General features: G+C 71.1%; 22 protein-coding genes and 1 other RNA gene. 5 read left to right on the top strand and 18 right to left on the bottom strand.

Annotated features, from left to right (window positions below; translation table 11 throughout):
• Positions 1 to 26 precede the first annotated feature (26 nt).
• The 4 genes from JYJ93_RS12280 to JYJ93_RS12265 all read right to left on the bottom strand — a co-directional run bounded on the left by JYJ93_RS12280 (position 27) and on the right by JYJ93_RS12265 (position 2,767).
• Entirely contained in the window at positions 27 to 524 is a 498-nt protein-coding gene (locus JYJ93_RS12280) for a hypothetical protein (RefSeq protein ID WP_206790040.1), read from the bottom strand.
• 195 nt (positions 525 to 719) lie between these two features.
• A complete protein-coding gene (locus JYJ93_RS12275) occupies positions 720 to 1,556 on the bottom strand; it encodes an SUMF1/EgtB/PvdO family nonheme iron enzyme (protein WP_206790038.1) in 837 nt (278 codons plus the stop codon).
• A 10-nt stretch (positions 1,557 to 1,566) separates the two neighbouring features.
• Positions 1,567 to 2,331, bottom strand: a complete 765-nt coding sequence (locus tag JYJ93_RS12270; protein WP_206790027.1) for a tRNA(His) guanylyltransferase Thg1 family protein — start codon at positions 2,329 to 2,331, stop codon at positions 1,567 to 1,569.
• Positions 2,318 to 2,767, bottom strand: coding sequence for an AAA family ATPase (locus JYJ93_RS12265; RefSeq protein ID WP_206790025.1), 450 nt, complete (start codon positions 2,765 to 2,767; stop codon positions 2,318 to 2,320). Before JYJ93_RS12265 ends, JYJ93_RS12270 begins: the two co-directional genes overlap by 14 nt.
• A 94-nt stretch (positions 2,768 to 2,861) precedes the next feature.
• On the opposite strand from JYJ93_RS12265, the gene rnpB reads away from it, so the two are divergent.
• An RNA gene (rnpB, locus tag JYJ93_RS12260) (RNase P RNA component class A) lies at positions 2,862 to 3,255 on the top strand.
• 9 nt (positions 3,256 to 3,264) lie between these two features.
• Here the strand turns inward: rnpB and JYJ93_RS12255 are convergent.
• Positions 3,265 to 3,828 (bottom strand): hypothetical protein, encoded by a 564-nt coding sequence (locus JYJ93_RS12255; RefSeq protein ID WP_206790017.1) that lies wholly within the window; start codon positions 3,826 to 3,828, stop codon positions 3,265 to 3,267.
• 68 nt (positions 3,829 to 3,896) lie between these two features.
• On the opposite strand from JYJ93_RS12255, the gene ftsY reads away from it, so the two are divergent.
• Positions 3,897 to 5,453, top strand: a complete 1,557-nt coding sequence (gene ftsY, locus JYJ93_RS12250) for a signal recognition particle-docking protein FtsY (protein WP_206790008.1) — start codon at positions 3,897 to 3,899, stop codon at positions 5,451 to 5,453.
• Positions 5,454 to 5,460: 7 nt separating this feature from the next.
• Here ftsY and JYJ93_RS12245 read toward each other — a convergent pair whose 3' ends face one another.
• Complete coding sequence (locus tag JYJ93_RS12245; RefSeq protein WP_206790006.1) at positions 5,461 to 7,305, bottom strand: M1 family aminopeptidase; 1,845 nt, start codon at positions 7,303 to 7,305, stop codon at positions 5,461 to 5,463.
• Between the two features lie 42 nt (positions 7,306 to 7,347).
• Here JYJ93_RS12245 and JYJ93_RS12240 point away from each other — a divergent pair, with 42 nt between their 5' ends.
• Complete coding sequence (locus JYJ93_RS12240; protein ID WP_269012796.1) at positions 7,348 to 7,944, top strand: hypothetical protein; 597 nt, start codon at positions 7,348 to 7,350, stop codon at positions 7,942 to 7,944.
• A gap of 57 nt (positions 7,945 to 8,001) precedes the next feature.
• Here JYJ93_RS12240 and JYJ93_RS12235 read toward each other — a convergent pair whose 3' ends face one another.
• Positions 8,002 to 9,018 carry a PEGA domain-containing protein gene (locus JYJ93_RS12235; protein WP_206790004.1) on the bottom strand — a complete coding sequence of 339 codons (1,017 nt, stop codon included), beginning with the start codon at positions 9,016 to 9,018 and terminating at the stop codon, positions 8,002 to 8,004.
• A gap of 83 nt (positions 9,019 to 9,101) precedes the next feature.
• Here JYJ93_RS12235 and JYJ93_RS12230 point away from each other — a divergent pair, with 83 nt between their 5' ends.
• Positions 9,102 to 9,629: a hypothetical protein gene (locus tag JYJ93_RS12230; RefSeq protein WP_206789996.1), complete on the top strand. Its 528-nt coding sequence runs from the start codon at positions 9,102 to 9,104 to the stop codon at positions 9,627 to 9,629.
• 91 nt (positions 9,630 to 9,720) lie between these two features.
• Here JYJ93_RS12230 and JYJ93_RS12225 read toward each other — a convergent pair whose 3' ends face one another.
• The 10 genes from JYJ93_RS12225 to JYJ93_RS12180 all read right to left on the bottom strand — a co-directional run bounded on the left by JYJ93_RS12225 (position 9,721) and on the right by JYJ93_RS12180 (position 20,923).
• The gene (locus JYJ93_RS12225; RefSeq protein ID WP_206789986.1) at positions 9,721 to 11,244 is read right to left on the bottom strand and encodes a cellulose synthase family protein; all 1,524 of its coding nucleotides are present in this window, start codon (positions 11,242 to 11,244) and stop codon (positions 9,721 to 9,723) included.
• 317 nt (positions 11,245 to 11,561) lie between these two features.
• A complete protein-coding gene (locus tag JYJ93_RS12220; RefSeq protein WP_206789985.1) occupies positions 11,562 to 12,539 on the bottom strand; it encodes a D-alanine--D-alanine ligase in 978 nt (325 codons plus the stop codon).
• Positions 12,540 to 12,848: 309 nt separating this feature from the next.
• Positions 12,849 to 13,142 (bottom strand): hypothetical protein, encoded by a 294-nt coding sequence (locus JYJ93_RS12215; RefSeq protein WP_206789983.1) that lies wholly within the window; start codon positions 13,140 to 13,142, stop codon positions 12,849 to 12,851.
• Between the two features lie 2 nt (positions 13,143 to 13,144).
• On the bottom strand, positions 13,145 to 15,013 hold the full coding sequence (locus JYJ93_RS12210; protein ID WP_206789981.1) for a PEGA domain-containing protein: 1,869 nt from the start codon (positions 15,011 to 15,013) through the stop codon (positions 13,145 to 13,147).
• A gap of 67 nt (positions 15,014 to 15,080) precedes the next feature.
• Complete coding sequence (locus JYJ93_RS12205; RefSeq protein WP_206789979.1) at positions 15,081 to 16,427, bottom strand: S41 family peptidase; 1,347 nt, start codon at positions 16,425 to 16,427, stop codon at positions 15,081 to 15,083.
• An 85-nt stretch (positions 16,428 to 16,512) separates the two neighbouring features.
• Positions 16,513 to 17,373: an alpha/beta fold hydrolase gene (locus JYJ93_RS12200; RefSeq protein WP_206789977.1), complete on the bottom strand. Its 861-nt coding sequence runs from the start codon at positions 17,371 to 17,373 to the stop codon at positions 16,513 to 16,515.
• A gap of 82 nt (positions 17,374 to 17,455) precedes the next feature.
• Positions 17,456 to 18,592, bottom strand: a complete 1,137-nt coding sequence (locus JYJ93_RS12195; RefSeq protein WP_206789975.1) for a peptidoglycan DD-metalloendopeptidase family protein — start codon at positions 18,590 to 18,592, stop codon at positions 17,456 to 17,458.
• Between the two features lie 89 nt (positions 18,593 to 18,681).
• Positions 18,682 to 19,584, bottom strand: a complete 903-nt coding sequence (locus JYJ93_RS12190; protein ID WP_014399028.1) for a permease-like cell division protein FtsX — start codon at positions 19,582 to 19,584, stop codon at positions 18,682 to 18,684.
• Positions 19,581 to 20,273: a cell division ATP-binding protein FtsE gene (ftsE, locus tag JYJ93_RS12185; protein WP_121781894.1), complete on the bottom strand. Its 693-nt coding sequence runs from the start codon at positions 20,271 to 20,273 to the stop codon at positions 19,581 to 19,583. Before ftsE ends, JYJ93_RS12190 begins: the two co-directional genes overlap by 4 nt.
• Positions 20,274 to 20,350: 77 nt before the next feature.
• Positions 20,351 to 20,923, bottom strand: coding sequence for a hypothetical protein (locus JYJ93_RS12180; RefSeq protein ID WP_206789972.1), 573 nt, complete (start codon positions 20,921 to 20,923; stop codon positions 20,351 to 20,353).
• 268 nt (positions 20,924 to 21,191) lie between these two features.
• Here JYJ93_RS12180 and carF point away from each other — a divergent pair, with 268 nt between their 5' ends.
• Positions 21,192 to 22,049 (top strand): plasmanylethanolamine desaturase, encoded by an 858-nt coding sequence (carF, locus tag JYJ93_RS12175; protein WP_206789970.1) that lies wholly within the window; start codon positions 21,192 to 21,194, stop codon positions 22,047 to 22,049.
• A gap of 29 nt (positions 22,050 to 22,078) precedes the next feature.
• Here the strand turns inward: carF and murI are convergent, their stop codons facing one another.
• Positions 22,079 to 22,906, bottom strand: a complete 828-nt coding sequence (murI, locus tag JYJ93_RS12170) for a glutamate racemase (protein WP_206789968.1) — start codon at positions 22,904 to 22,906, stop codon at positions 22,079 to 22,081.
• Positions 22,907 to 22,964 lie beyond the last annotated feature (58 nt).

Raw genomic sequence — 22,964 nt, 5'->3', positions numbered from 1 at the left:
CCCAAGGCCTTTCGGCGAACGGCGGACTAGGACTCTGGCGGCGTCCACGGCTGCGCGGGCGCGGCGACGGGGGCGGCCTCCGGAGCAGTGTACAGATTGCGCAGCTGCGCCAGGCCCTCCACGCTGATCCCCGCCTCCTGGGCGATCTCCAGCGCGCGCTCCGGCGACGCGTGGGTCACCCACTTCCACTTGTACGAAGCGATGAGCCCGCCGATGCAGGACAGTCCGACCAAGCCGCTGAAGACAGCGTCCGCCGAATGGCTCCCGGCGAAGGTGAAGAAGCCGGTGAGCAGCGAGATGATCCCCACGACGATGAACAGCAGGCGCGCCCACGCCACGAGCACGGACTTGCCGCTCATGGAGATGGCCGAGCCCCGCCAGCCATTGCCCTCCTCGGCGACGACGAGCCAGCCCTCCAGTGGGATGAGTGGCACGAAGTTGATGTGACCGAACTTCGTCGCCACGTAGCCGACGCCCGGAATCTCATCGACCTTGCCGTAGAGCCTCGAACCGAAAATGACCATGTGCTTTCCCCCTCGAACCGTCGCGCGGCGCCGCGAAGGCACCCTGGCGCGTGGGCGCGAATCCTGCGGCACCCGGGCGAACGCGCGCAATCCCCCGCCCCGGGTAGGACAGCGCCTCACGGCCCCGTGGGCCCGCGCCCTCCAGAACATACGGACCTTGAGAGAAGGACTGGCTCCATGACACCCCGAGTGCGCTCAGGGCCGGTGCACGCAGCGGAACCCCACTCCTGTCAGTCCATTCTTTGGATAGGCGAGGCCCCGGTGGGCGGACCGGAACAGGGATGGGATGTGATTGAGCCAGGAGCCTCCCCGGTGGACGGGATTCTCCGGAATGCCGGAGGCTTCGGAAGGCGCGTCCTCGCCCAGCCGCTCCTGATAGCCGGTGGCGGTCCACTGCCACACGTTCCCGGTCATGTCGCAGAGCCCCCAGGCATTGCATCGCGGTCCGGCCTGGACCACCGGGGCCGTGCCGCCAAGGCAACCCCGCGCCCCGCACGACACCGAGCCGACCACGTGCTCCGCGTCGAACGACTCGCCCCACCAGAAGGTGGAGGCCGTCGAGGCGCGCACGGCGTATTCCCACTCCGCCTCCGTGGGCAGCGCACCACCGACGAGCTCGCAGTAGGCCCGCGCGGCGCGCCAGTCCACGCAGTTCACGGGATGCTCGGTGCGCTCGGAGTCCAGGTTGCAGCGGCCGAGCCACCCGTCCGGCGTCTCCGCGTCGGTCCACCAGCGCGTCTGTGGATCCTTCGCGCGCACCTGCTCACGCCGCGCCGCGAAGGCCCGCGCCGTCACGGGCGTCACGTCCATCTGGAAGCGCTCGAACGCGACCTCCGTCCGGGGCCCTTCATCCACGTCCCGTCCCGGCTCGCCCGCCGGTGAGCCCATCTCGAAGCGCCCGGCCGGCAGCCACACCGACTCAGGCGGAGCCGCGGGCTCCACACGGATGCCGCCCTCTTTCGCGCTCCCACAGCCCACCATGAGCACGAAGAGGGCGACACCCGAACAGCCCCGGAAGGAGATCAAAATCATTCAGGGATTATCACTTCACGCCCTCCAACAACGACAGGATGAAGGCGTCGTACGCATTCTTCATTGGCAGCTCGTAGTCCACCTTGAGGCGGCGGCGCTCGGCGAGGACCGTCTCCCCCGTCCTCGGGTCGCGGGCCTCCTTCGTGTACGTCTCCCGGTAGAGCCCCGTCCCGCGCTTCTGCCAGCTCGGCACGTCGTTGAAGTTCGTGCCCCGCTGGAAGAGCAGCTCGTTCTTCTCCGCCACCGACAGGCGCTTGAGCAGACCCGTGGCCTCCGCCACGTTCTTCCCTTCGCGGCGCAGGCTCCAGTAGCAGTGCGCGTTCAGCGCGTTCCTCACCGCGTCCTCGCTGCGCCAGCGGAAGTAGTCGCGCACGAGCTCCGCGTTCGGCAGCTCGCAGATGCGGCAGTCGAACACGGCCAGGTCCCCCAGGAGCAGCGAGAACTTCGCGCTCGCCTCGCCCGCGAGCAGGGAGTTGAGCTTGCGCGTCTTGCGCCCGAAGGTGTCCTCGTCCGGGTGGAAGAGCAGTGAGATCTCGTCGCTCTGCGTGTAGCCGTAGACGACCCGGAAGCCGCAGTCCATCAGGTGCCCGGTCGTCGCCACCATCAGGTCCCGGAAGCGCACGTCGAAGGGGCTCTCGAAGGCGTGCACCTCCTTCGTGAGCCGCGTGAAGCCGCGCCCATCGATGCGCGCCACCATGTACACGCCGGGCAGCACGCAGAGGTCGTGCGCGGTCTCGAACACGCGCATCTTCTCGTCCAGCTCATCGAACTTCACGTTGCCACTCCTCCACGGTGAAACCGTCCGGCCCCAGCCGGACGAAGAAAAGCGCGTCGAAGCCCTCCTCGAGGTTGGGGACCTGCAATCGCTTGTACGTCCCGAGCACGCCCACCAGCGGCACCCGCTGCTCCACCGGGCGTTGATCATTCCGCAGGAGCGCGTCCGCGACCTTCGACTGGAAGTAGAGCCCCACCACGCGGAAGCCGAACTGCTTCGCGGCCGCGATGTAGCGGGAGCGCTCCGCCACCGTGGGGTTGGTGTTGTCCACCACGAAGGGCTGCTTCGCTTCCAGGCACGCGCGCAGCAGCACCTTCTCCCGGTGCCGCGTCTTGAGCATGTCCAGGCTCAGGCGGACGTGCGTGGCGAAGAAGCGCTCCCGGTAGAAGCTGCTCTTCCCCGCCCCCTGGATGCCCGTGAAGATGACCGCTTCCATGCCGCCCCGCCCCTCTCGCGAAGGCGGACGCACGACACCGCCCCAACCTGAAGGTGGACCCGCCCGGGCTGGCTGTTGTATCCCCCGGAGTGCCGGAGCGGTCCGGGTGAACGCCGGCCATCGCAGGCATGGATGGCGGGAGGAAAGTCCGGGCTCCAGAGGGCAGGGTGCTGGCTAACGGCCAGTCGAGGCGACTCGCAGGACAGTGCCACAGAAAACAGACCGCCCGTTCCCGCAAGGGGGCGGGTAAGGGTGAAACGGTGCGGTAAGAGCGCACCGCGTCCGGGGTGACTCGGACGGCACGGTAAACCCCACCTGGAGCAAGAGCCAATAGGAGCGCGTCCCCGAAAGGGGACAGGGATGGCCCGTCCCATGCGTTCGGGTTGCTCGCTGATGAGGCCCCTGGGCAACCAGGGCCCTAGATGAATGTTCGCCGCCCATCCCGAAAGGGGTGGGGACAGAACCCGGCTTACAGGGCCGCTCCGGTTTTTTCCCTGTTACTTGCCCACGGGGACCTGCGCCAAGAGCAGGCGCCCCTTGCCGTCGTTGCGCACCGCCTGCGGGTTGGTGATGGGCAGCCGGCTGTCGTTGCGCGGCTCCCACAAGCCCATCCACACGTTGACGGCGCGCGGCGACGCGCCCTGCGGCAGCGCGATGACGAACTCGTCCTTCACCGTCTCGCCCACCTTCCACTGCGTGGTGGGGTACAGGCCACCCGCGGGCTTGTGGTCCACGTTGAGGCGCTCCATGCGCCCGTCCGCGTCCTCCAGGTGCACGAAGACGAGGTAGTCCTCTTCAATCGGCTGGAGCACCTTGAAGAAGACGGTGACGCGGGCCTGGTCCCCCGCAGGGATGCGGCCCGGCTGCACGGAGGCGCCCACCACCTCCACCTTGCCGCCCAGGTTGGCGCCGCTGCGGATGGACAGCGGGGGGACCTGGGTGACGGTGGCCGCGCGGCGCTCCTGCTCGCTGGCCCCGCCGGGGGCCTCCACGATGCAGGCGCTGGAAGTCCCCAGGAGGACGGAGGCGGTCAACAGGACGTTCAGGGGCGGAAGGCGCATGACAGAGGGCCGTTCTACCCGGCCACGGGCGCTGCATCCAACTGCGCGTTGGTGTATGCGGAGCGGCGATGAAGACCCTTGGCCCCCTCGACGCACTCCTGGCGCAGGTCCCCCCCGCCCCCTCCCCCGCCCCCACTCCCGGCGGCGGGACGACGCAGCCGGGCACGGGCACCCCGTCGGACACCGGGCTCACCGGCGGCGAGATTGTCGGCATTGGCGGCGCGGCCGTCTTCGTCGTCGTGGCGCTCGTGGCGGCGCGCAAGCTCTTCGGCAAGAAGCGCGTGCCGGAGGCCGGCAAGAAGCCCGAGGCGGAGGCGCCCCAGCTGCCCGCGGAGCGCCCCGAGCTGCGCGTGGAGCTGCCGCCCAACGAGGCGGAGCTCGCCCGGCGCCGCGACCTGGATGACGCGCACGCGCGCATGGACGAGCTGCGCCGTGAGCGCGAGACGGCCTCGTTCGCCGCCCACGCCGCGAAGGACCCGGCGGAGAAGGCCCGGCTGGAGGCGCAGGTCCGCGCCCTCAAGGAGCGTGAAGAGGAGGCCAAGCGCGTCGAGTACCGCGCCAAGAAGGCGCTCGACGACGAGACGCGCGAGCGCCGCAAGCGGGAGCAGGTCGAGGCGGTGCGCCTGCGCGACGAGGCCATCGCCCAGGAGGCCGCCCAGGCGGAGGCCGCGCGTCAGGCCGAAGAGGCCGCGGCGCGCGCCAAGGTGGAGGCGGAGGGTGGCCGCACGCTGGCGCAGGGGCTGGACCGCACGAAGACCCAGGGCTTCATGGCGCGGCTCAACGGCCTGTTCGGCGGACAGCGCACCATGGACGAGTCCGTCCTGTCGGAGCTGGAGGAGATTCTGTTCACCGCTGACATCGGCGTGCGCACCGCGGACCACCTGGTGGAGGTGGCGCGCGACAAGCTCAAGCGCGCGGAGCTGAAGGACCCGGAGCGCATCAAGGGCGCCATCCGCGACGAGGTGGCGCGCATGGTGGACCTGCCCGTGCCGCGCTCGCTGGAGGGCGGGGGCCCGCCGCACGTGGTGATGGTGGTGGGCGTGAATGGCGCCGGGAAGACGACGACCATCGGCAAGCTGGCCGCGCAGCTCACGGGCCAAGGCAAGAAGGTGGTGCTCGCCGCGGGTGACACCTTCCGCGCCGCAGCCACGGAGCAGCTGGACGTGTGGGCCGAGCGCGCGGGCGCCCAGTTGGTGAAGGGCCCGGAGAACGGCGACCCGAGCGCCGTCATCTTCGAGGCGGTGAAGAAGGCCCAGGCGGAGGGCGCGGACGTCATCATCGCGGACACCGCGGGCCGGCTGCACACCAAGGCCCCGCTCATGGAGGAGCTCAAGAAGGTCAAGCGCGTGATGGACAAGGCGCTGCCCGGCGCGCCCCATGAGGTGCTGCTCGTGCTGGACTCCACCAACGGGCAGAACGCCATCCAGCAGGCCAAGCAGTTCCACGAGGCCGTGGGCGTCAGCGCCATCGCGCTCACCAAGCTGGACGGCACCGCCAAGGGCGGCGTCATCATCGGCATCTGCGACGAGCTGAAGCTGCCCGTGGTCTGGGTGGGCGTGGGCGAGAAGATCGCCGACCTGCGCCGCTTCGAGCCGCGCGAGTTCGTGCAGGCGCTGTTCGACTGAAAAAGCCCTACTGCCCCATCAACTGGGGCAGCAGTTGCTCCAGCAGCTCCTGCGTCTGGGCGTCCAGCTTCACGCCGCCCATGCCCATGTCGCCACCCATGGCCTCCATCAGCCCCTGGAGGTCCGCCGCGCCCAGGTCCTCATCGCCGTGGGCCTCCTCCCACCAGCGCGTGCGCAGCTGCGTCAGCGCCTTCGCGTTCGCGGGGCTCGCCTTCGCCAGCTCCTGGGTGAAGCACGCCTTGCACGCCCACTTGAAGCGGTACGTGTCCACGTACGCGCGCAGGGCCTTGAGGAAGGCGCTGTCCCCCACCAGCTTGCGCGACGCGTGATGCAGCAGCGGCGCCTTGCCGTACACGAGCGCGCCGTACTCCAGCTCGCCGCCGTCGAAGTCGCCCGTGGGCCGGTCCGCGCGGCCGTCGCGGCCGCCCGTCAGGCGGAAGAACTGGTAGGGCATCACCAGGGCCTCGTTGCGCAGGGACTCGGCGGCCTCCGGGCCGTGGGCCCATTCCATGTAGAGGAGCGCCGCGTACTGGGCCAGGGACTCGTCCACCACCGGGTCGTGGATGGGGTCCGAACCCACGAGCCCCGCGAAGTACTGGTGCGCCACCTCGTGCGCCACGGTGAACTCCAACGTGCGCTCCAGGGACGCGCCCACCTGCGAGCTCACCTGCGCCAGCATCCCCGCGCCGCCCTGCGCGTCCAGCAGCTCCTGGAAGGCCTCCATGCCGGGCATGCCCACCAGCATGGACAGGGGGTCCTGCTTCGCGCGGTAGAGGGACGTGCCCACCGTCACCAGCCCCGGGAACTCCATGCCGCCCGCGCCGCCGCTCAGGGGCGCCTGCACCACGCGGAAGTGGGTGTAGGGCAGCGGGCCCAGCCGCTTCTCGAATTCCGTCAGGGCCTGCGACGCGTACTTGAGCACGCGCTTGCCGACCGCCGCGTCCCGCGCCGCGAAGTGGCTCTCCACCGTGACGCCGTTCACCGTGGCGGTGGCGGACTGGTAGCCGCGCGTCACCAGCACCGGGAAGTCGCGCACCGCCGCCGCCGCGAAGCTGTAGCGCACCCGGCCGTCGCGCTCGGGCACCGCGCCCATGGGCGTCCCGGTGGAGTGCGCCGCCCAGCCCGACGGCACCGTGAGCGTGGCCAGCACGTGCGCGGGCTCGTACAGCGCCAGGTCTCCCGTGCCCTGCGGGCCGGCCCACGGCTGGCCCCGGTCATCCACCGGCGGCACCTGCGGCACCACGCCCACCAGGCTCACCACGTCCGCCGTGGCGGAGAAGGCGCCATGGTCATCCGGGCCGCCCTTCGCGCCGCCGCCCAGGAGCCCGCCCGCGCCCATCAGCGACTCCGCGCCCGGCGCGGCCTTCGGCACCGTGCCCTTCAGCGAGACCTCCAGCGACACCGTGCCGCCCGGAGGCACCGGCGGCTCCACCGGGATGCGTTGCAACGTGGGCTCGGGCCCCAGCTCCAGCGCCACGGCCTTCCCGTTGAGCTTCGCGCCGGAGAGCGTCACCTGGCGGGAGCGGGTGTTGGGCGTCAGCCGCAGGTACAGCTCCGTCACCGGCTTGGGGCCCTTCGCCACCAGCTCCACCTGCACCTTGCCCCAGACGCGCCGCTCCTTCGGCTCCACCTCCAGTTGCACGCGGTAGAGCGGCACGGACTCCAGCGGCCCCAGCGCCCGCGCGGCCCGGTCCCGCTCCTCCGGCTTCAGGTGCTGGAGGCACAACTGCACCTCTGGCGCCACGCTGCCCGCGCCCGGGATCGCGGGAGCGGGAGGTGTCGCCGCGGCCACGGGGCCCGCGACCAACGCACACAGCAGCCGCCATCCGGGGAGGGTCCGCATGGGGGGCATGCTAATTGACCCCGTCCAGGGCCGCTCGCTACAAGCCTCCGGGTGCGCCACTCGCGAACGTTGACCCTCTCCGCCGCCGCGCTGAGCCTCCTGGCCTGCGCGAAGCAGGTCCCCCCGTCCACCGTCGCCGCGCCGCCCGAAGCGCGCTCGGTCCAGTTGCTGAGCGCCACGCCGGAGCGGGAGACGGCGAGCCTGGAGCAGCGGCGCGAGGACGTGGAGGTGGACACCCGCGAGGGCGAGCGCACGCCGCGCGTCGTCGCCACCGGCGAGACGCCGCAGCTCTTGCTGGACGGCGCCAAGGCCCGCCTCTGCGGAGACGCGGCCTGCAAGCAGGGCTTCGCCGTGGACAACTTCCTCCTGCTGGAGGTGCTGGACACGAAGGGGAAGGTGTCGCGCCGCGCCGCCGTGGGCTTCGCGGACAGCGTCTTCGTCGGCAACGAGCAGGTGGACAACGTGGGCCGGCGCGCCTTCAGCTTCGAGCCCAACGAGGTAGACCTCAGCGGCCTGCTGCCGGAGTCCGAGCCCTTCCGCCTCCGCGTCACCGCGCTGGACTACTGGGGCGTGGGCCGCGTGACGAACGTCTTCCTGCGGCTGGAGCCCGGCGCGGGCCGCTCCGAGGACGACCTGCGGGGCCAATGAAGCAGCCCCGGTGCTATCGCCACCGGGGCGGACGAGGACGTCCGCCCCGCGCGTCGTTCAGAAGCGCACGCCGTTCGCGGGCAGCGCCGGGCGCAGGCCCGAGAACCCGATGTCGCCGTCACACGTTCCGCCACACACCTCGTTCGGGGTGAGCTCCGCGGGGCCGCGGGTCATCGCGTAGGCACCGGCACCCGCCGCGGCGGCCACCACGCCCACGCCCACCCAGACGTACCACTTCTGGTACCAGGACTTGCTGGAGCTCTCCTTCACCTCCGGCGGCTGCTCTGCGCCCAGCGCCAGGCCCGGCTGCTCCACCGGCGACTCCGAGGGCTTCGACGGCTGCAGCATCGTCGAGCGCGGCACATCCTCCGCCCGCGCCACCGCCGTCGGCGTGTCAGACGAGGGACGCAGCCGCCCCTCCACGACGTAGAGCTGACCGGCGCGCACGGTGATGTTCTTCACGTCCTTGAGCCCCGGCGCGCGGAACTCGATTTCGTGCGGCCCCTGCGCCAGGGGGTAGTTATCGACGGGGGTGGGGCCCACGCGGTTGCCGTCCACGAACACCACGGTGCGGGGCGCGTCCGCGCGCAGGGTGGCGAAGCCCGTGGCCGCCTCCAGCGAGATGATCAGCTCCGTCGTCAGGCCCGGCGCCAGCGTCACCTGCTGGTTGAAGTCCGAATAGTTCTGACGGCGGGCAACGACGGTGTGCTCACCCGGCGTCAGCTCCAGCGGCGTCTGCGGGTTCACCTCCTGGCCGTCCACCGTCACCTTCGCGCCGCGCGCGTTGCTGCCCAGCTTGAGCGCGAGCGTGGCCGTCGTGGGGGCCGGGGTCTCGACGGTGGCCGTGGCGGCGTTCTTGCCCGTCTTGCCCTTGCGCTTGGCCGTCGGCTTCGGCGGCGTCTTGCGCTTGGCCGTCGGCTTCGGCGGCTTCGCGGTCTTGGGCTTCGTGCCCTTGGACTTCGTGGGCTTCGTCTCCGAGGGGCCCAGGAGATCATCAATGTCCTGGGCGAACGCAGCGGACGGCAGCGCCAGGGTGGCGACAAGCGACAGGATGGCGAAGCGGCGAAGACTCATCTTGGGCCGAAGGTTAGAGAGTCATCCCAGGGGAAGCAAACACCGTCCCACCCGGCCGTCCGTTGGGAGAATATCCGCGCCCCATGCACCGCGCCCTCGTCACCCTCCCCTTCGGCCTCTGTGTCCTCTCGCTCGCGGCCTGTCCGGGCAAGGCCCCACCCCGGGTGGAGACCGCCACGGCCTCCGTGCCGCCTCCCATCCACGTGCCGCCCGGCTGTGAGAAGGACCTGTCTGGCGACTACCACCACGCGCAAAACCCGGCCTTCCGCTACCTGGGTCAGGACGACGGCCGCACCCTCTCACTCGCGGTGGTGCGCGCGTGGGCGGACGGCGGCGTGGAGTCCCCGGACGCGGGCTCCGTGGGCATCGTCCTCCACCGCACGCCGGAGGGCTTCGTGGGCGAGACGCGCGCCACCGGCTTCAGCGCCTCCGGGACGCCCTGCCCCGTCGCCTTCCCCACGGAGGCCGTGGCCTGCACCGACGCCGGCCTCACGCTGAGGGCCGCGTCCAGCACCGCCATTGATGAAGGCTGCCGCCCCGCGACCTCCGGCCCCGCCCCGGTGCGCCAGGAGCAGGTGCTGCTGCGCGGCGCGCCCGACGCGGGCATGTAGGGCCCGCAAAAGCACCGCGCCGCCCTCCCCCGCCTGGGAACCCAGGAGGGAAGCGGCGGCGCGAGGTGGACAGCGAAGGAGCGCGAAGGGCTCAGGCCGCCTGGCGCGGCTGCTCCTCGGAGGACGCCACGGCGGGGGCGGCGTCCGGCGCCTTCGCCCGGCCCGCCAGGCCCTGCAGCAGGCTGGACACGCCCACGTAGAGGAAGCCCGCCAGGAACAGGATGATGAAGGGCACCGACGTGTAGATGCGCGAGTCGATGGCGAACCACAGCGCCCCGGTGAAGTACGCGGCGAAGAGCAGCTCCACCACCGGCATCAGCGTCTTGCTGCCCCGGTAGCTCTTCTTCACGGCCTTGACGTTCTTGCCCTCGGCGCCCGTCTTCGGCGTGCGCGCGAAGCCCGACTGCTGGTTGAGCAGCGCCTCGCCCACGGCCTTCGCGTTGTTGATGGCCAGGCCGATGCCCAGGCTCATCAGGAAGGGCAGGTACTTGAAGCGCTCCCAGCCCTTCACGCCGCGCTCGCGCTGGGCGGCCACGTAGAAGACGCAGACGCTGGCCGTCGCGGTGATGAAGAACGGCAGGTCCAGGAACAGCGTGCCGTACAGGCCGTGCTGGAAGCGCACCACCATGCTGATGGGCATCAGCACGGACAGGAGCACCATCAGCAGGTAGGCCATGTTGTTGGTGAGGTGGAAGAAGGCCTCGCGCTTCACCAGCAGCGGCAGGTCGCTCTTGAGGATGGTGGGGAGCAGCTTCTTCGCCGTCTGGATGGAGCCCTTGGCCCAGCGGTGCTGCTGGCTCTTGAAGGCGTTCATGTCCACCGGCACCTCCGCGGGGGAGATGACCTCCGGGAGGAAGATGAACTGCCAGCCCTTGAGCTGCGCGCGGTAGGACAGGTCCAGGTCTTCCGTGAGCGTGTCGTGCTGCCAGCCGCCCGCGTCGGAGATGGTGCCGCGGCGCCAGATGCCCGCGGTGCCGTTGAAGTTGAAGAAGCAGCCGGCGCGGTTGCGCGCGGTGTGCTCGATGATGAAGTGCCCGTCCAGGAAGATGCTCTGCGCCTGCGTGAGGATGCTGAACTCACGGTTCAGGTGGCCCCAGCGCACCTGCACCATGCCCACCTTCGCGTCCGCGAAGAAGGGCACCGTGCGCATCAGGAAGTCGGGGCTGGGGACGAAGTCCGCATCGAATACCGCCACGTACTCGCCCGAGGCCAGCTTGAGGCCGTTCTCCAGCGCGCCCGCCTTGAAGCCCGAGCGGTTGACGCGGTGGATGTAGACGATGTCGTGGCCCTTCTGCCGGTGGCGCTCCACGCACGCGCGCGCGATGGCGCACGTCTCGTCCGTGGAGTCGTCCAGCACCTGGATCTCCAGCAGTTCGCGCGGGTAGTCGATGCGGCACACCGACTCCACCAGACGCTCCACCACGTACATCTCGTTGAAGATGGGCAGCTGGATGGTTACACGAGGCAGCGCCTTCAGCGTGCCATTGGGCGTCGGCAGCTTGAACTTGTGGCGGTAATACAGAAACGCCATGCGGTAGCGGTGGGAGCCGTAGACTCCCAGCACGCTCAGCAAGCTGAAGTAGACTGCCAGGAAGATGATCTCGACGGTGGTCATCGGTGACGCTCAGCCCCTCCCGCTGGCACTGGCGCCAGCGGTCCTACCAGACGTGGCGGCATGCCGACCGACCGCTCACGCTGACCGCCGCCTGTGGGTCTGCTGAGCCCCGCCCCGTATGTGCCCGAAAAGACAGGGCTTTGACCTTCCGGCTACTGATCGCCGGCGGACAATAGGGAGCGACCCGGGTCGTGTCAAACTATTCCCCGGATTCGAGAGGCTTTGAACGGCGGTTTTGACGCAGGTTGTCACCCCCTTCTTCCCTGCGTCGGGGCGATGCCGGGACGACGTCCCAGGTGCTCCGGGCGACAGAGGACCTAGCGCGCGACGCGCAGGGGCACGGGCGCGGCGGGCACGAGGGTGGGTGCTTCCGCGACGTGCGACTCGTCACGGGTGGCGCGGTCCAGCACGCCCTGCACCAGCGCGGGGAAGTCCAGGCCCGCGCGGGCGGCGATCTTCGGCAGGAGGCTGGTGGGCGTGAAGCCCGGCAGCGTGTTCACCTCCAGCACCACGTCGTTCTCCGTCTCGGAGCACATCAGGTCCACGCGGCCATAGCCCCGGCAGCCCAGGGCGCGGTAGGCGGCCAGCGCGAGCGACTCCACGTTGACGCGGCGGGTGTCGGACAGGCGGGGCGGCAGGAAGTACTGGGCGCCGCCGCCCTTGTACTTGGCCTCGTAGTCGAAGCCCTCGCGCGGGTAGGACACCTCGCAGCTGCCCAGCACGCTGTCGCCGAGGATGCCCACCGTCACCTCCTGGCCCTGGACGAAGCGCTCCACCAGGGCCTCGCCGCCGAAGCGGCACGCCTGGACCACCGCGGGCACCAGCGCCCCGGCGTCGTGCACCACGGACAGCCCCACGGACGAGCCGCCCTTCGCGGGCTTCACCACGCAGGGGAAGCCGCTGTCGCCGTGCAGTTCCAGCGCGCGCTCCGCGTCCTCGCGGGCCACCCGGTAGCCCCGGGGCGAGGCCAGGTTGTGCAGTTGGAAGAGCTTCTTCGCCATGGGCTTGTCCATGGCCAGCGCGGAGGCCAGCACGCCGGAGCCGGTGTACGGAATCTCCAGCAGCTCCAAGAGGCCCTGCACGCGGCCGTCCTCGCCCATGCGGCCGTGCAGCGCGAGGAAGGCCACGTCGATGTCCGCCGCGCGCAGCGCCCGGTCCAGGCCCGGGCCCGCGAAGACGCGGGTGACGGTGTGCCCCAGGGTCTCCAGGGCCGCCACCACGGCCTCCCCCGTCTTGAGCGAAATCTCCCGCTCCTCGCCCCACCCGCCCATCAGCACTCCCACGCGCTTGCCCATGTCGATGATGCCTCCTTGGGCCCGCGTCAGAGCACGGATGATGCCACGCACCGGAAGTGCTCCCCGGCGCGGACGTCGCGTTCAAGTGGCTGGAATGACGGGGGTTTCGCGGTGGCGCCGGGCGGCAGGCAGCCGTGTCCGGGGGGACACGGCGCGGCCCGCGGGCCACGTGCGGGAGTGTTTACAGGGCGCCGCGCCCAGGCCCCTTCAAGACAGGGACGCGAAGGCGCGGCGGCCCACGGCATCAGGGCCCCGTCACCGGCGCCGTGACGGGCGACCGGTGACGTGAGGACCTGGCGTTGGGGGACTTCAGCCCCCGTCGCCGACGCCGCCGTCCGGCAGGAGCCCGCCGTCCGTGAGGCCGGCGTCCGTGTCGCCACCGGCGTCGGTGGTGCCGGCGTCAGAGGTGCCGGCGTCGGACGTGCCGGCGTCGGTGGGGGTGCCGTCCTCTTCGGTGCAGACCTCGTTGCGGCAGACGTAGCCCTCCAGGCACTGGCCGCGATCGCACGGCTGGCCTTCGGGGTCGAAGCTGACGAGCAGGCTGCAGGCGGACAGGCCCATGACGAGGGCCGAGGGAACGATGAGCGATGAAAGGCGGCGCATGGCTAGTAGTTCCGGAGATCGTCTTCGTCGAGCTTGGGGCGCTTCTTCTCTTCCTCGCGCTTGCGCCGGGCCTCTTCCTCCGCCTTGCGCTTCGCCTCTTCGTCCGCCTTGCGCTTCGCCTCTTCGTCCTTCTTGCGCTGGGCCTCCTCCTCCTTCTTGCGCTGCTCCTCCTCGCGCTTGAGGCGGGCCTCCTCCTCGCGCTGGCGCCGGGCCTCGGCCTCGCGCTCCTTGCGCGTCATCTTCTTCGCGGGCGGAGGCGTCGGGGGCGGCTCGAAGACAGGGGGCGGGGGCGCCTTCTCCGGCGCCGGCTCGGTGGCGGGCGTGGACGTGGCGTTCGCCTTGGGGGCCGGCTCCGTCTTCGCGGCGGGCGGAGGCGGCGGCATGGGCAGCGCCTCCTTCATGGGCTTTTCCTCACGGGCCGGCGCGGCCTTCTCCGCCGGAGGGCTCGCGGGGGCGCTGGACGACGAGCCCCCACCCTTCTTGTAGAACGCCAGGTAGCTGCCGGCGCCCGCGGAGACGAGGCCCGCCAGCACGCCGATGTCCGCCACCAGCGCGTACGTCTTGCCGGTGCTCTTCAGGTCCTCCGCGCGCGAGCTGCCCTGCGGCGCGGTCTTGAACGCGTCCGCCTTGGAGGAGGCCTCCAGGCCGAAGTAGATGCCGCCCGCCAGGAGCGCCACGCCCGTGGCCAGCAGCACGTAGCCCGCGGTCTTGCGGCTCACGCCTCCGCCGCCAGCGAAGTGCTTCACCGGCTTGCCGTCGACGCGCGACGCGTCCTGGGCGACGAGCCCCGTCAAGAGCGCCTCGGAGCCCGTGGCCATCGCGTCGCCGCGCGGCACCTGGCCCAGCGCGTACGCCACGTTGTGGCCGTCCGCCACGTCCATGCGCAGGCCGGTGACGGTCAGGGGCGCGTTGCCCGGACCGCCGCGCACCAGCAGCGCCAGCACCTGCGGCACGCCCGCGAGCACGCCCAGCTCCTGCAGCGCCTGGTCCCGCTCCTCGTCGTCGGGGTTCTTCGCGATGCGCTCCACGAGCGCCGCGTAGCGCTGCTGCACCGGCAGCTTCGTGAGCGTGAAGGAGGACTCGCCCTCGCGAGCGCGCCCTTCCGTCACGGCGTAGCCCGGCGCCAGCAGCGTCACGTAGTGGTCCGCGCGCGTCAGGCCCGTGAGCGCCAGCGGGGACACGCCCCGGTAGGTGCCGTCCACGAACACCTGCGCGGCGGGCTGCGTGGTCACGTGCAGCGCGGCCTGCGCGCCGTCCAGCTGCGCCTTGCGCTCCTTCTCCACGAAGGCGACCTGCTCGGGCGGGAAGAAGTTGGGGTTGAAGGTGGCGCGTGGATCCACCGCGAGCACGCCGCGCATCTCCAGCTCCGCGGCCTTGTTCTCCCCGTTGGCCACCTGCGTCGCGGCCTTCATCACCCGCGCGCGGCTGAGCAGCGGGAACGCGCGCGACAGGTCCGCCTGCTCGTAGGACTTCACCGCCTTGTCGAAGCTCTGGAGCGCCTTCACGGTGTCCAGTTCGTCGTAGGCCTTGGCGCCGTCCTTGAACGCGGCGTTGCCCTCCACCGCCTTCGCCTGGCGCGCGGCCGCGCCCTGGGCGTCCAGCGCGTCCGTCAGCCGCACCAGCTCCAGCCGGCCGGAGCGGGCCACGGCCTGCTCCGCCCAGTGCGTCAGCGCCAGCGCCTCACCCTCCAGCGAGGCATCCACGGGAATGGCCACCACCGCCACGCGGGGGCCCGCCGCCGCCGGCAGCGTTCGCGGCACCAGCCGCAGCGGTACGTGTTGCTGCTGCGCGGCGGCGGGGCCCACGGCCAGCATTCCCACCAGCCAGCCACTGAGCGTCGCGTGCAGCGCGCGATTGAAAGGACGTCGCATCCGGTCTCCCTCGTTGCTGTGCGCATTACACGCACTGCGCGGCGGAACGCCAGCATCGAAAGGGGTTTCAGCGACCCGCCGTGCTCCCGGAGGCCCGGGACGCGGGCCCTGGCGCCAACCCATGGAGATAGTTGAGCGCGACCTTGAGCTGTGGATCCGCGAGCTTCGCGGTCACCGCCCAGTCCTTCAGGTTCGCGGGCAGGGTCCGGGGCTGGGCGGCGACCTCCGAGGTCGTCTGGGACGGCTCCGCCTTGAAGTGGCCCCGCAGGTCCTTCTCCCGCGGCGCGTTACCCCCCGCCTTCCCGGAGGCGTCCTCCGGCACCAGGAAGTCCGGGGTGATGCCCTTCTCCTGGATGCTGCGGCCCTTGGGCGTGTAGTAGCGCGCGATGGTGAGCTTCAGGCCGGAGCCGTCCTCCAGCTCGATGATGGTCTGCACGCTGCCCTTGCCGAAGGTCTGCGTGCCCATGATGACCGCGCGGCCGTGGTCCTGGAGCGCGCCCGCGACGATCTCCGACGCGGAGGCGCTGCCCGCGTTGACCAGCACCACCAGCGGGTAGTCCTTCTCCGTGTCGCGGTCGCGGCTCTTCTCCTCGGAGGCGTTGCGGCCGTCCCTCCCGCGCGTGGACACGATGGGCAGGTTGCCCGGCAGGAAGCGGTCGCTCATGGCCACGGCCTGGTCCAGCAGGCCGCCGGGGTTGTTGCGCAGGTCCAGCACCAGGCCGTCCAGCTCCTTGCCGCCGTTGAGCGCGCGCAGCCGGTCCAGCTCCTTCCTCAGCGACTGGTCCGTGCGGTCCTGGAAGTTCTTCACCTTCACGTGACCGATGCCTCCGTAGAGCGCGCTCTCCACGGACACGATGCGGATGTGGTCGCGCAGGATGGCCAGCTCCCGGGGCGCGTTGAAGCCCGCGCGCATGAGCGTGAGCAGCACGCGGCCCCCCGCCGGCCCGCGCATCTTCTGGAGCGCGCGGCCCAGGTCCATGCCCTGGGTGCTCTCCCCGTCGATGGCGAGCAGCTCGTCCCCGGCCTTGATGCCCGCGCGAGCGGCGGGCGTGTCGTCGATGGGCGCCACCACCACCAGCCGGTCGCCCTTGCGCGCGATTTCGATGCCCAGGCCGCCGAACTCACCGGACGTGTCGATCTTCATCTCCCGGAACACCTCCGGGGGCATGAAGACGGTGTGCGGATCCAACGTGTCGAGCATCCCCTGGATGGCGCCCTGGATGAGCGTCTTGCGGTCCACGCTCTCCACGTAGTTGTTCTCCACGTAGGAGAGGACGCGCGCGAACAGCTCCAGTTGGCGGTACGCGGACTCCTCCCGACCGGCCGCGTCCCCTGGCTTCTGCGCGAGCGCGGGCGCGCCCCACAAGAGGAGCGCGGCGAATCCCATGCGCCACGGCTTCGGGAAACGGGTCACGGGAGCGCGTCCTCGGGGGTCGGGTGGAGGGAACCGTCGCAAGGCCCCCCGAGTCTACACCCGGCCCGCCGGACGATTCCCGCCCTTAGAGGCGGGTCCGGTCCGCGAAGCCCACCAGGTGGGACACGAACGCGTCCGGCCGCTCCATCTGCGGCACGTGGCCAAAGCCCTCCACCACGTGCACCTCCGCCTGGGCGGGCAGGTGCTGCCGGTACCAGGCGAGGATTTCCGGAGGCAGGAGCCGCTCACTGCCGCCCCAGAGGAAGAGCACCGGCATCTTCAAATCCCGCACCGCCTGGGGCGCGATGCTCGCCTGCGTCGCGAGCGCATCCGCCGCCAGCGCCTGCACCGTGGGCGTCGTGTAGAGCCTGCTCAGCGCCGGCGCGAGCAGCAGCGCGCCCAGGGGTGGCCGGTGGAAGAGCTTGCGCGTGAGGGCGCGGACATCCGCGCTCGACTTCACCGCGAAGTGCCCCAGCAGCGCCGCCAGCGCCTGCGGCGTCAGCTCCGCGCCCGCGGGGGCCACCAGCGCCAGCGCCTTCACCCAGGCCGCATGCTCGGAGGCCAGGTTGACGGCCATGGCCCCGCCCAGCGAGTTGCCCACCACGAGGGCGGGCGCCTTCACCACCTCCTCGAAGTAGGCGCGCAGCACGTCGAACTGGCTGCGCACGCAGGTGGGACCGCCGCAGTACTCGCCGGAGAAGCCGTGGCCCGGCAGGTCCGGCGCGAGCACGCGGGAGAAGCGCTTCGCCAGCCCGAAGAACGTGCGGCCGAAGCCGTTGGCGGAGCCGCCCAGCCCGTGCACCAGCACCACCGGAGGCCCCTTGCCCTGCCCCTCCAGCGCGTAGTGGTGCACCGCCTGCCCACCCACGGTCACCGTCTCCGACTCCACACCCCGCGCCACCAGCACGCGGCGCATCGCTTCCTGCATCCCACCCATCAGGTCCACGCGAGGGCCTCCTTCGTCCACCGACGACCACCGGGTTCTAACGCTCCCTCAGCTTGGACGCAGCGCAGCAAAACAGACAGTGTCACGGCGTCCCGGCGGCCGCGGTGGCGGGGGCCAGCCAGGGGGCGGGGTCGACTGCCTGCCCGGCGCGGCGGACCTCGAAGTACAGGTAGGCGCCCTTGAGGGAGCCGGTGTCTCCCACCTCCCCCACCACGTCCCCCGGGGTCACGCGCGTGCCCACGGCGACGGCGATGGTGGAGAGGTGGGCGACCAGGGTGTGGAAGTCGTCGCCGTGGTCGACGATGAGCAGGTTGCCGTAGCCGCGCAGCCAGCCCGCGTAGACGACGGTGCCCTCGGCCACCGCGTGCACGGGGGTGCCCGCCGGGGCGCGGATGTCCACGCCCTTCTGCACGGTGACGGTGTTGAAGCGCGGGTTCACCACGCGGCCGAAGCCCACCTCCACGATGCCGGCCACGGGCCGGGGCAGCTTGCCCTTCAGGGCGCCGAAGCCGCTCGTCGCGGGGGCCTCGTGCAGGTCCACCAGCATGCGGGTGAGCTCCGCGTCCGCGCCCTCCAGCTCGCGCACGGCGCGCTTCGCCAGCTCCGCTTCGCCGGCCAGCTTCCCCACCACCTCCTCCAGCGCCTCCTGCTGCGCCTGGGCCTGCTTCGACTGCTGCTGGAGGAAGGCCACGCGCTGGGACAGCGAGGTGTGCAGCCGCTTCAGCTCCAGCGTCGCCTGCCGCTGGAGGGTGGCCACGTGCTGCACGGTGCGCAAGAGCTCCAGGTCGCCCGCCATGCTGGCCTCCAGCGCGCGGGCGCGCCACATGAGCGCGGCGAAGTCGTCCGCGGACAGGAGGACCTCCAGCGGGCGGCGGCGCTGGAGCCGGTACAGGGTGCGCAGGCGCGGGGACAGCCGGCGCAGCTGGGCGCGCAGGGCCTCGCGCAGCACGGCCTCTTCACGCTCGGCGAGCGCGACGCGGCGGCGGAAGAGGTTCAGGTCGCCCTCCAGCGCGCGCACGCGGCGGCGGGAGAAGGCGGCCATGTCCTCCATCAGCTCCATGCCCTCCAGCACGGAGAGCTTCTTCGCCTCCACCAGGGCCAGCGTCGCGCGCTGCACGGCCAGCTTCTCCCGGATGGCCGCGCGCTCCGCCTCCTCGTCCTGCTGGGCGAACGCGACGCTCGCGCCCAGAAGCACCCCCAGCCACGTGAAGCGCCTCATGCGCGATGACAGCGCTCCGCCGCGACGCAAGGGATGCGCCGCCCCGAGACGCGACCACAGCCCTGCCGCGGTGCCCTCCGCGCCCGGTCTCATACGCGCAGGAAGCGCCCCACCGCGACGAAGCTGCCGCCCAGCCCCAGCGCGCAGCCGGCCGCGAGCAGCTCCAGCGCGGTGCGCGTCTCCACCCACGGCGCGGCCACGCCCGGCCCCAGGAGGAACGCGAAGAGCGAGCCCAGCGTGGGCCCCAGAAGCCGCCCGAAGAGCCACAGCCCGCCCACCGCCACCAGCGCGCCCAGGAGCCCCTGGAGAAGGCCCTCCAGGAGGAACGGCGCCTTCACGAAGCGGTCCGTGGCGCCCACCAGCTTCTGGATCTCAATCTCCTCGCGCCGCGAATAGATGGCCAGCTGGAGCGTGGCCGCCACGATGACGATGGTCGTCCCCAGCACCACCACCAGCGCCACCAGCGCCCCGAAGCTCAGCGCGCGGGCGATGGCGGACAGCCGCTCCACCGCGGCCTCGCCGTAGTCCACGCCGGTGACGCCCGGCAGCGCGCGCAGCTCCTTCGCCAGGGCCGCCAGCGCTGCGGGGGAACGCCGCGCCTCCGGCACGCGCAGCTCCAGCGTCGCGGGCAGCGGGTTCTCCGGCAGCTCCGACAGCGCCTCGCCCAGGTCGCCCAGCTCCTGCTTGAGCCGCTTCAGCGCCGCTTCCGGCGGCACCACCGTCACCTCGCCGTGGCTCAGCTCCACCACGCGCGTGTGGACGCCGTGCACCTCGTCCTCGCCCAGCTGCGGCGCCAGGTAGAGCGTCACCTCCACCTCGCCGCCCAGCGACGCGAGCAGGTTGTCCACCACGTGCGACGCGCCCCGCGCCAGCCCCGCCGCGAACAGCGCGATGGCGATGGTGGACACGGCGATGAAGTGCACGAAGGGCGCGTGCTTCAGCCCCCCGGCCGCCGAGCGCCAGAAGTAGGCCGCCTTCGACAGCACGCTCATACCAGCATCCGCCGCGCCGCCTTGACGCCGTCCTCGTCGGAGACGATGAGCCCGCGCTCCAGGCGCACCGTGCGCTTCTGGTAGCGCGACAGGAGCGTGGCGTCGTGCGTGGCCACCATCACCGTGGTGCCCCGGATGTTGATGTCCGTGAGCAGGTCCATGATTTCGACGGTGAGCGCCGGGTCCAGGTTGCCCGTGGGCTCGTCCGCCAGGAGGATGGTGGGGTCGTTCACCAGCGCGCGCGCGATGACCACGCGCTGCTGCTCTCCACCGGAGAGCCTGAGGGGCAGCGAGTTCGCCTTGTGCTCCAGCCCCACCAGCTTGAGCATCCGGAGCACCTTCTCGCGTCCTTCCGGGCGGGGCACGCCCAGCACGTCCAGCGTGAAGCCCACGTTGTCCGCGACGCTGCGGTGGGGCAGCAGCTTGAAGTCCTGGAACACCACGCCGATGTTGCGCCGCAGGTACGGCACCGCCGACTCGCGGATGCGCGCGATGTTCTTGCCGCCCACCAGGATTTGCCCCTTGGTGGCCTTCTCCCCGCAGAAGATGAGCTTGAGCAGCGTCGTCTTCCCGGCGCCGGACGGGCCGGTGAGGAAGACGAACTCGCCCTTCTCCACGTTCAGGTTGATGTCCTGCAACACCGGCGGATCGCCGGGATACGCCTTGTAGACGTGGAAGAACTGGATCATGTCCGGAGAAGCGCGAGGCCCTCCGGTCAGACTACCACGCCCCTGGAGCCCGCCCAGGAACGGGACGGGCGCGACGACTACGAGGGCTCGCCCTCGCTCGCCAGGTAGCTGAGGATGACCTCGTCCAGGCTCTTCTCGGAGATGAGGTCCTCTCCGAAGAGCGTCTCCACGCCCACCTCGTTGATGCGCGGCTTCTCCTTGAGGGCGCGCGCGGCGGCCACTTCCGGAGGCAGCTGTGAGACGGGGGCCGCCACGGGCGGCGGAGGCGGCGTGGGGGGACGCGGCTGCGCGGGGGCTTGCGGAGGCAGCTTCGGCTGCGCGGCCATCTCCGCGTCCGTCGCGAGCTGGCCCGGCTGGTACGAACGGACCGTGGACTCGTAGTTGTCGTACACGCCGTTGATGAGGTTGCGCAGCATCTCCTTGTGCTGCTCCTCCATCAACTCGCGCACGACCTCCGCCAGGTTCTCCGCGTTGAGGATGTCCGCGTAGGACGTCTTCTTGGACGCGAGGATGTTCCCACCCACGAACAGGTGGGTGATGATGTGGGGGTTGTTGACGCCCGAGTCCTCGGTCTGGACGTGGTAGACCTTCCCCTTGTGCTTGATGTTGTGATTGAAGCCGGTGACGGCTTTTTCGAAGGTTTTCGCCATTGCCGAGGTCGGGCACCGTAGCAGCGGGGTCCAGGCTTCACAAGGTAAGCGTCACGCGTCCCGCACCTCTTTTCCGCGTGCCTGCCCGCTCCCCGGGGTGTGCGTCCGCCACCTTCCGCGACGCTCGGTGTGCGGATCCGCACGGGTCCACCAGCCTGCCGGGCATGGGGGCCTCTGTTGAAAAGCTGAAATGGCCTGGGGTACGTAAACCGTTCTGACGATCGCGCCGTCAGCCCCTCCCTCCCTGCCGCGGCCGGAACGACCAACGATGAAGAAGCCGGACACCATCGCGGACAAGGTCCGCCTGCAGGATGCCCAGGCGCTCGCGCAGGGCTACTCGCCCGCCATCCGCGCCATGGAGATCGCCTCCATCATCGCGTTCGTGGGCCTGGAGAGCGCGCTCGTCTACAAGCTCTGGAACACCCACCACACCGGGCCGTGGATGCTGACCCTGGCGGTGGTGCTGGGCTACCTGGCCGCGGACTTCGTGTCCGGCTTCGTCCACTGGATGGGCGACACGTGGGGCTCCACGGAGATGCCCATCCTGGGCAAGGCGTTCATCCGCCCCTTCCGCGAGCACCACGTGGACGAGAAGGCCATCACCCGCCACGACTTCGTGGAGACCAACGGCAACAACTGCCTCGTGTCGCTGCCGGTGGCGGCGCTCGCGGTGGCCATCCCGCTCGCGGGCCCGGGCTGGGTGTTCCTGGCCGCGTTCCTGGGCGCGATGATCTTCTGGGTGATGGCGACCAACCAGTTCCACAAGTGGTCGCACCTGGATGAGCCGCCCGCGATCATCAACTTCCTGCAGCGCGTGCACCTCATCCTGCCGCCGGACCACCACCGCATCCACCACACCAAGCCCTTCAACCAGTACTACTGCATCACCGTGGGCTGGATGAACCGGCCGCTGAAGATGATCCACTTCTTCCCGCTCATGGAGCGGCTCATCACCTGGGCCACCGGCCAGCTGCCGCGCCAGGACGACATCGGCACGGAGGCCGCCCAGGCGCTCGTCGCCGTGGACGGCGCCCAGGAGGTGCCCGTCATCCAGGCCGCCAAGGAGCTGCTCAAGTCCTCCTCCGAGGAGCCCACGGCGAGCGTCTCCACGCCCCCCGTGCGCTGAAGCCGCCGCACCCCGGGCGGCCAGGCCGCCTAGAAGCGCAGGTCCACCTGCTCCGCGGAAGGGATGGGGCGCCCCAGGAAGCGGGCCCCCACCTCCACGAAGCGCTCCGGCACGTCGGTGACGAAGAAGGCGTGCTCCGGCGCGCCTCCGTGCCGGGGCCCGGAAGCCGGCGCCAGCAGCCCCTTCTCCTCCAGCAGTTGCGCCACCGCCTCCGCCGTGGCCTCCGCCGAGTCCACCAGCGACACGTGCGGCCCCACGACCTCGGCGATGACGCCCTTGAGCAGCGGGTAGTGGGTGCAGCCCAGCACCAGCGTGTCCACCCCGTCGCGGGCGAAGCCGGCCAGGTACTCGCGGGCCACGAGCAGCGGCACGTCGCCGGTCGTCCACCCCTCTTCCGCCAGGGGCACGAAGAGCGGGCACGCCGTCGCCTTCACGGAGACCTTCGGGTTGCCCGCCTCCAGCGCCCGCTGGTACGCGCCGGAGCGCACGGTGCCCGGCGTCCCGATGACTCCCACCCCGCCGCCCCGGGTGCGCTGGAGCGCCGTGCGGGCCCCAGGTTCAATCACGCCCAGCACCGGCACCGGCAGCGCGGCCTGGAGGGCGGGCAGCGCCGCGGCGGAGGCGGTGTTGCACGCCACCACCAGGAGCTTGATGCCGCGCTCCAGGAGGAACTCCGCGTTCTTCAGCGAGTAGCGCGTCACCACCTCGCCGGACTTGGTGCCGTAGGGCACCCGCGCGGTGTCCCCCAGGTAGAGCGTGCGCTCGTGGGGGAGCCGCGCCATGAGCGCCTTGAGGACGGTGAGCCCTCCGATGCCGGAGTCGAACACGCCGATGGGACCGTGGCTGTCTTGCCGCATGGGGTGAGTCCCTATCACGTTTGATGCCAACGCCCCCCGCACCGGCCGCGTGCCCCTT

The organism is Corallococcus sp. NCSPR001 (assembly GCF_017309135.1).
Classification (GTDB): domain Bacteria; phylum Myxococcota; class Myxococcia; order Myxococcales; family Myxococcaceae; genus Corallococcus.
Note: the sequence above shows the minus strand (reverse complement) of the source record. Positions and strands in the feature narration are given on the sequence as shown.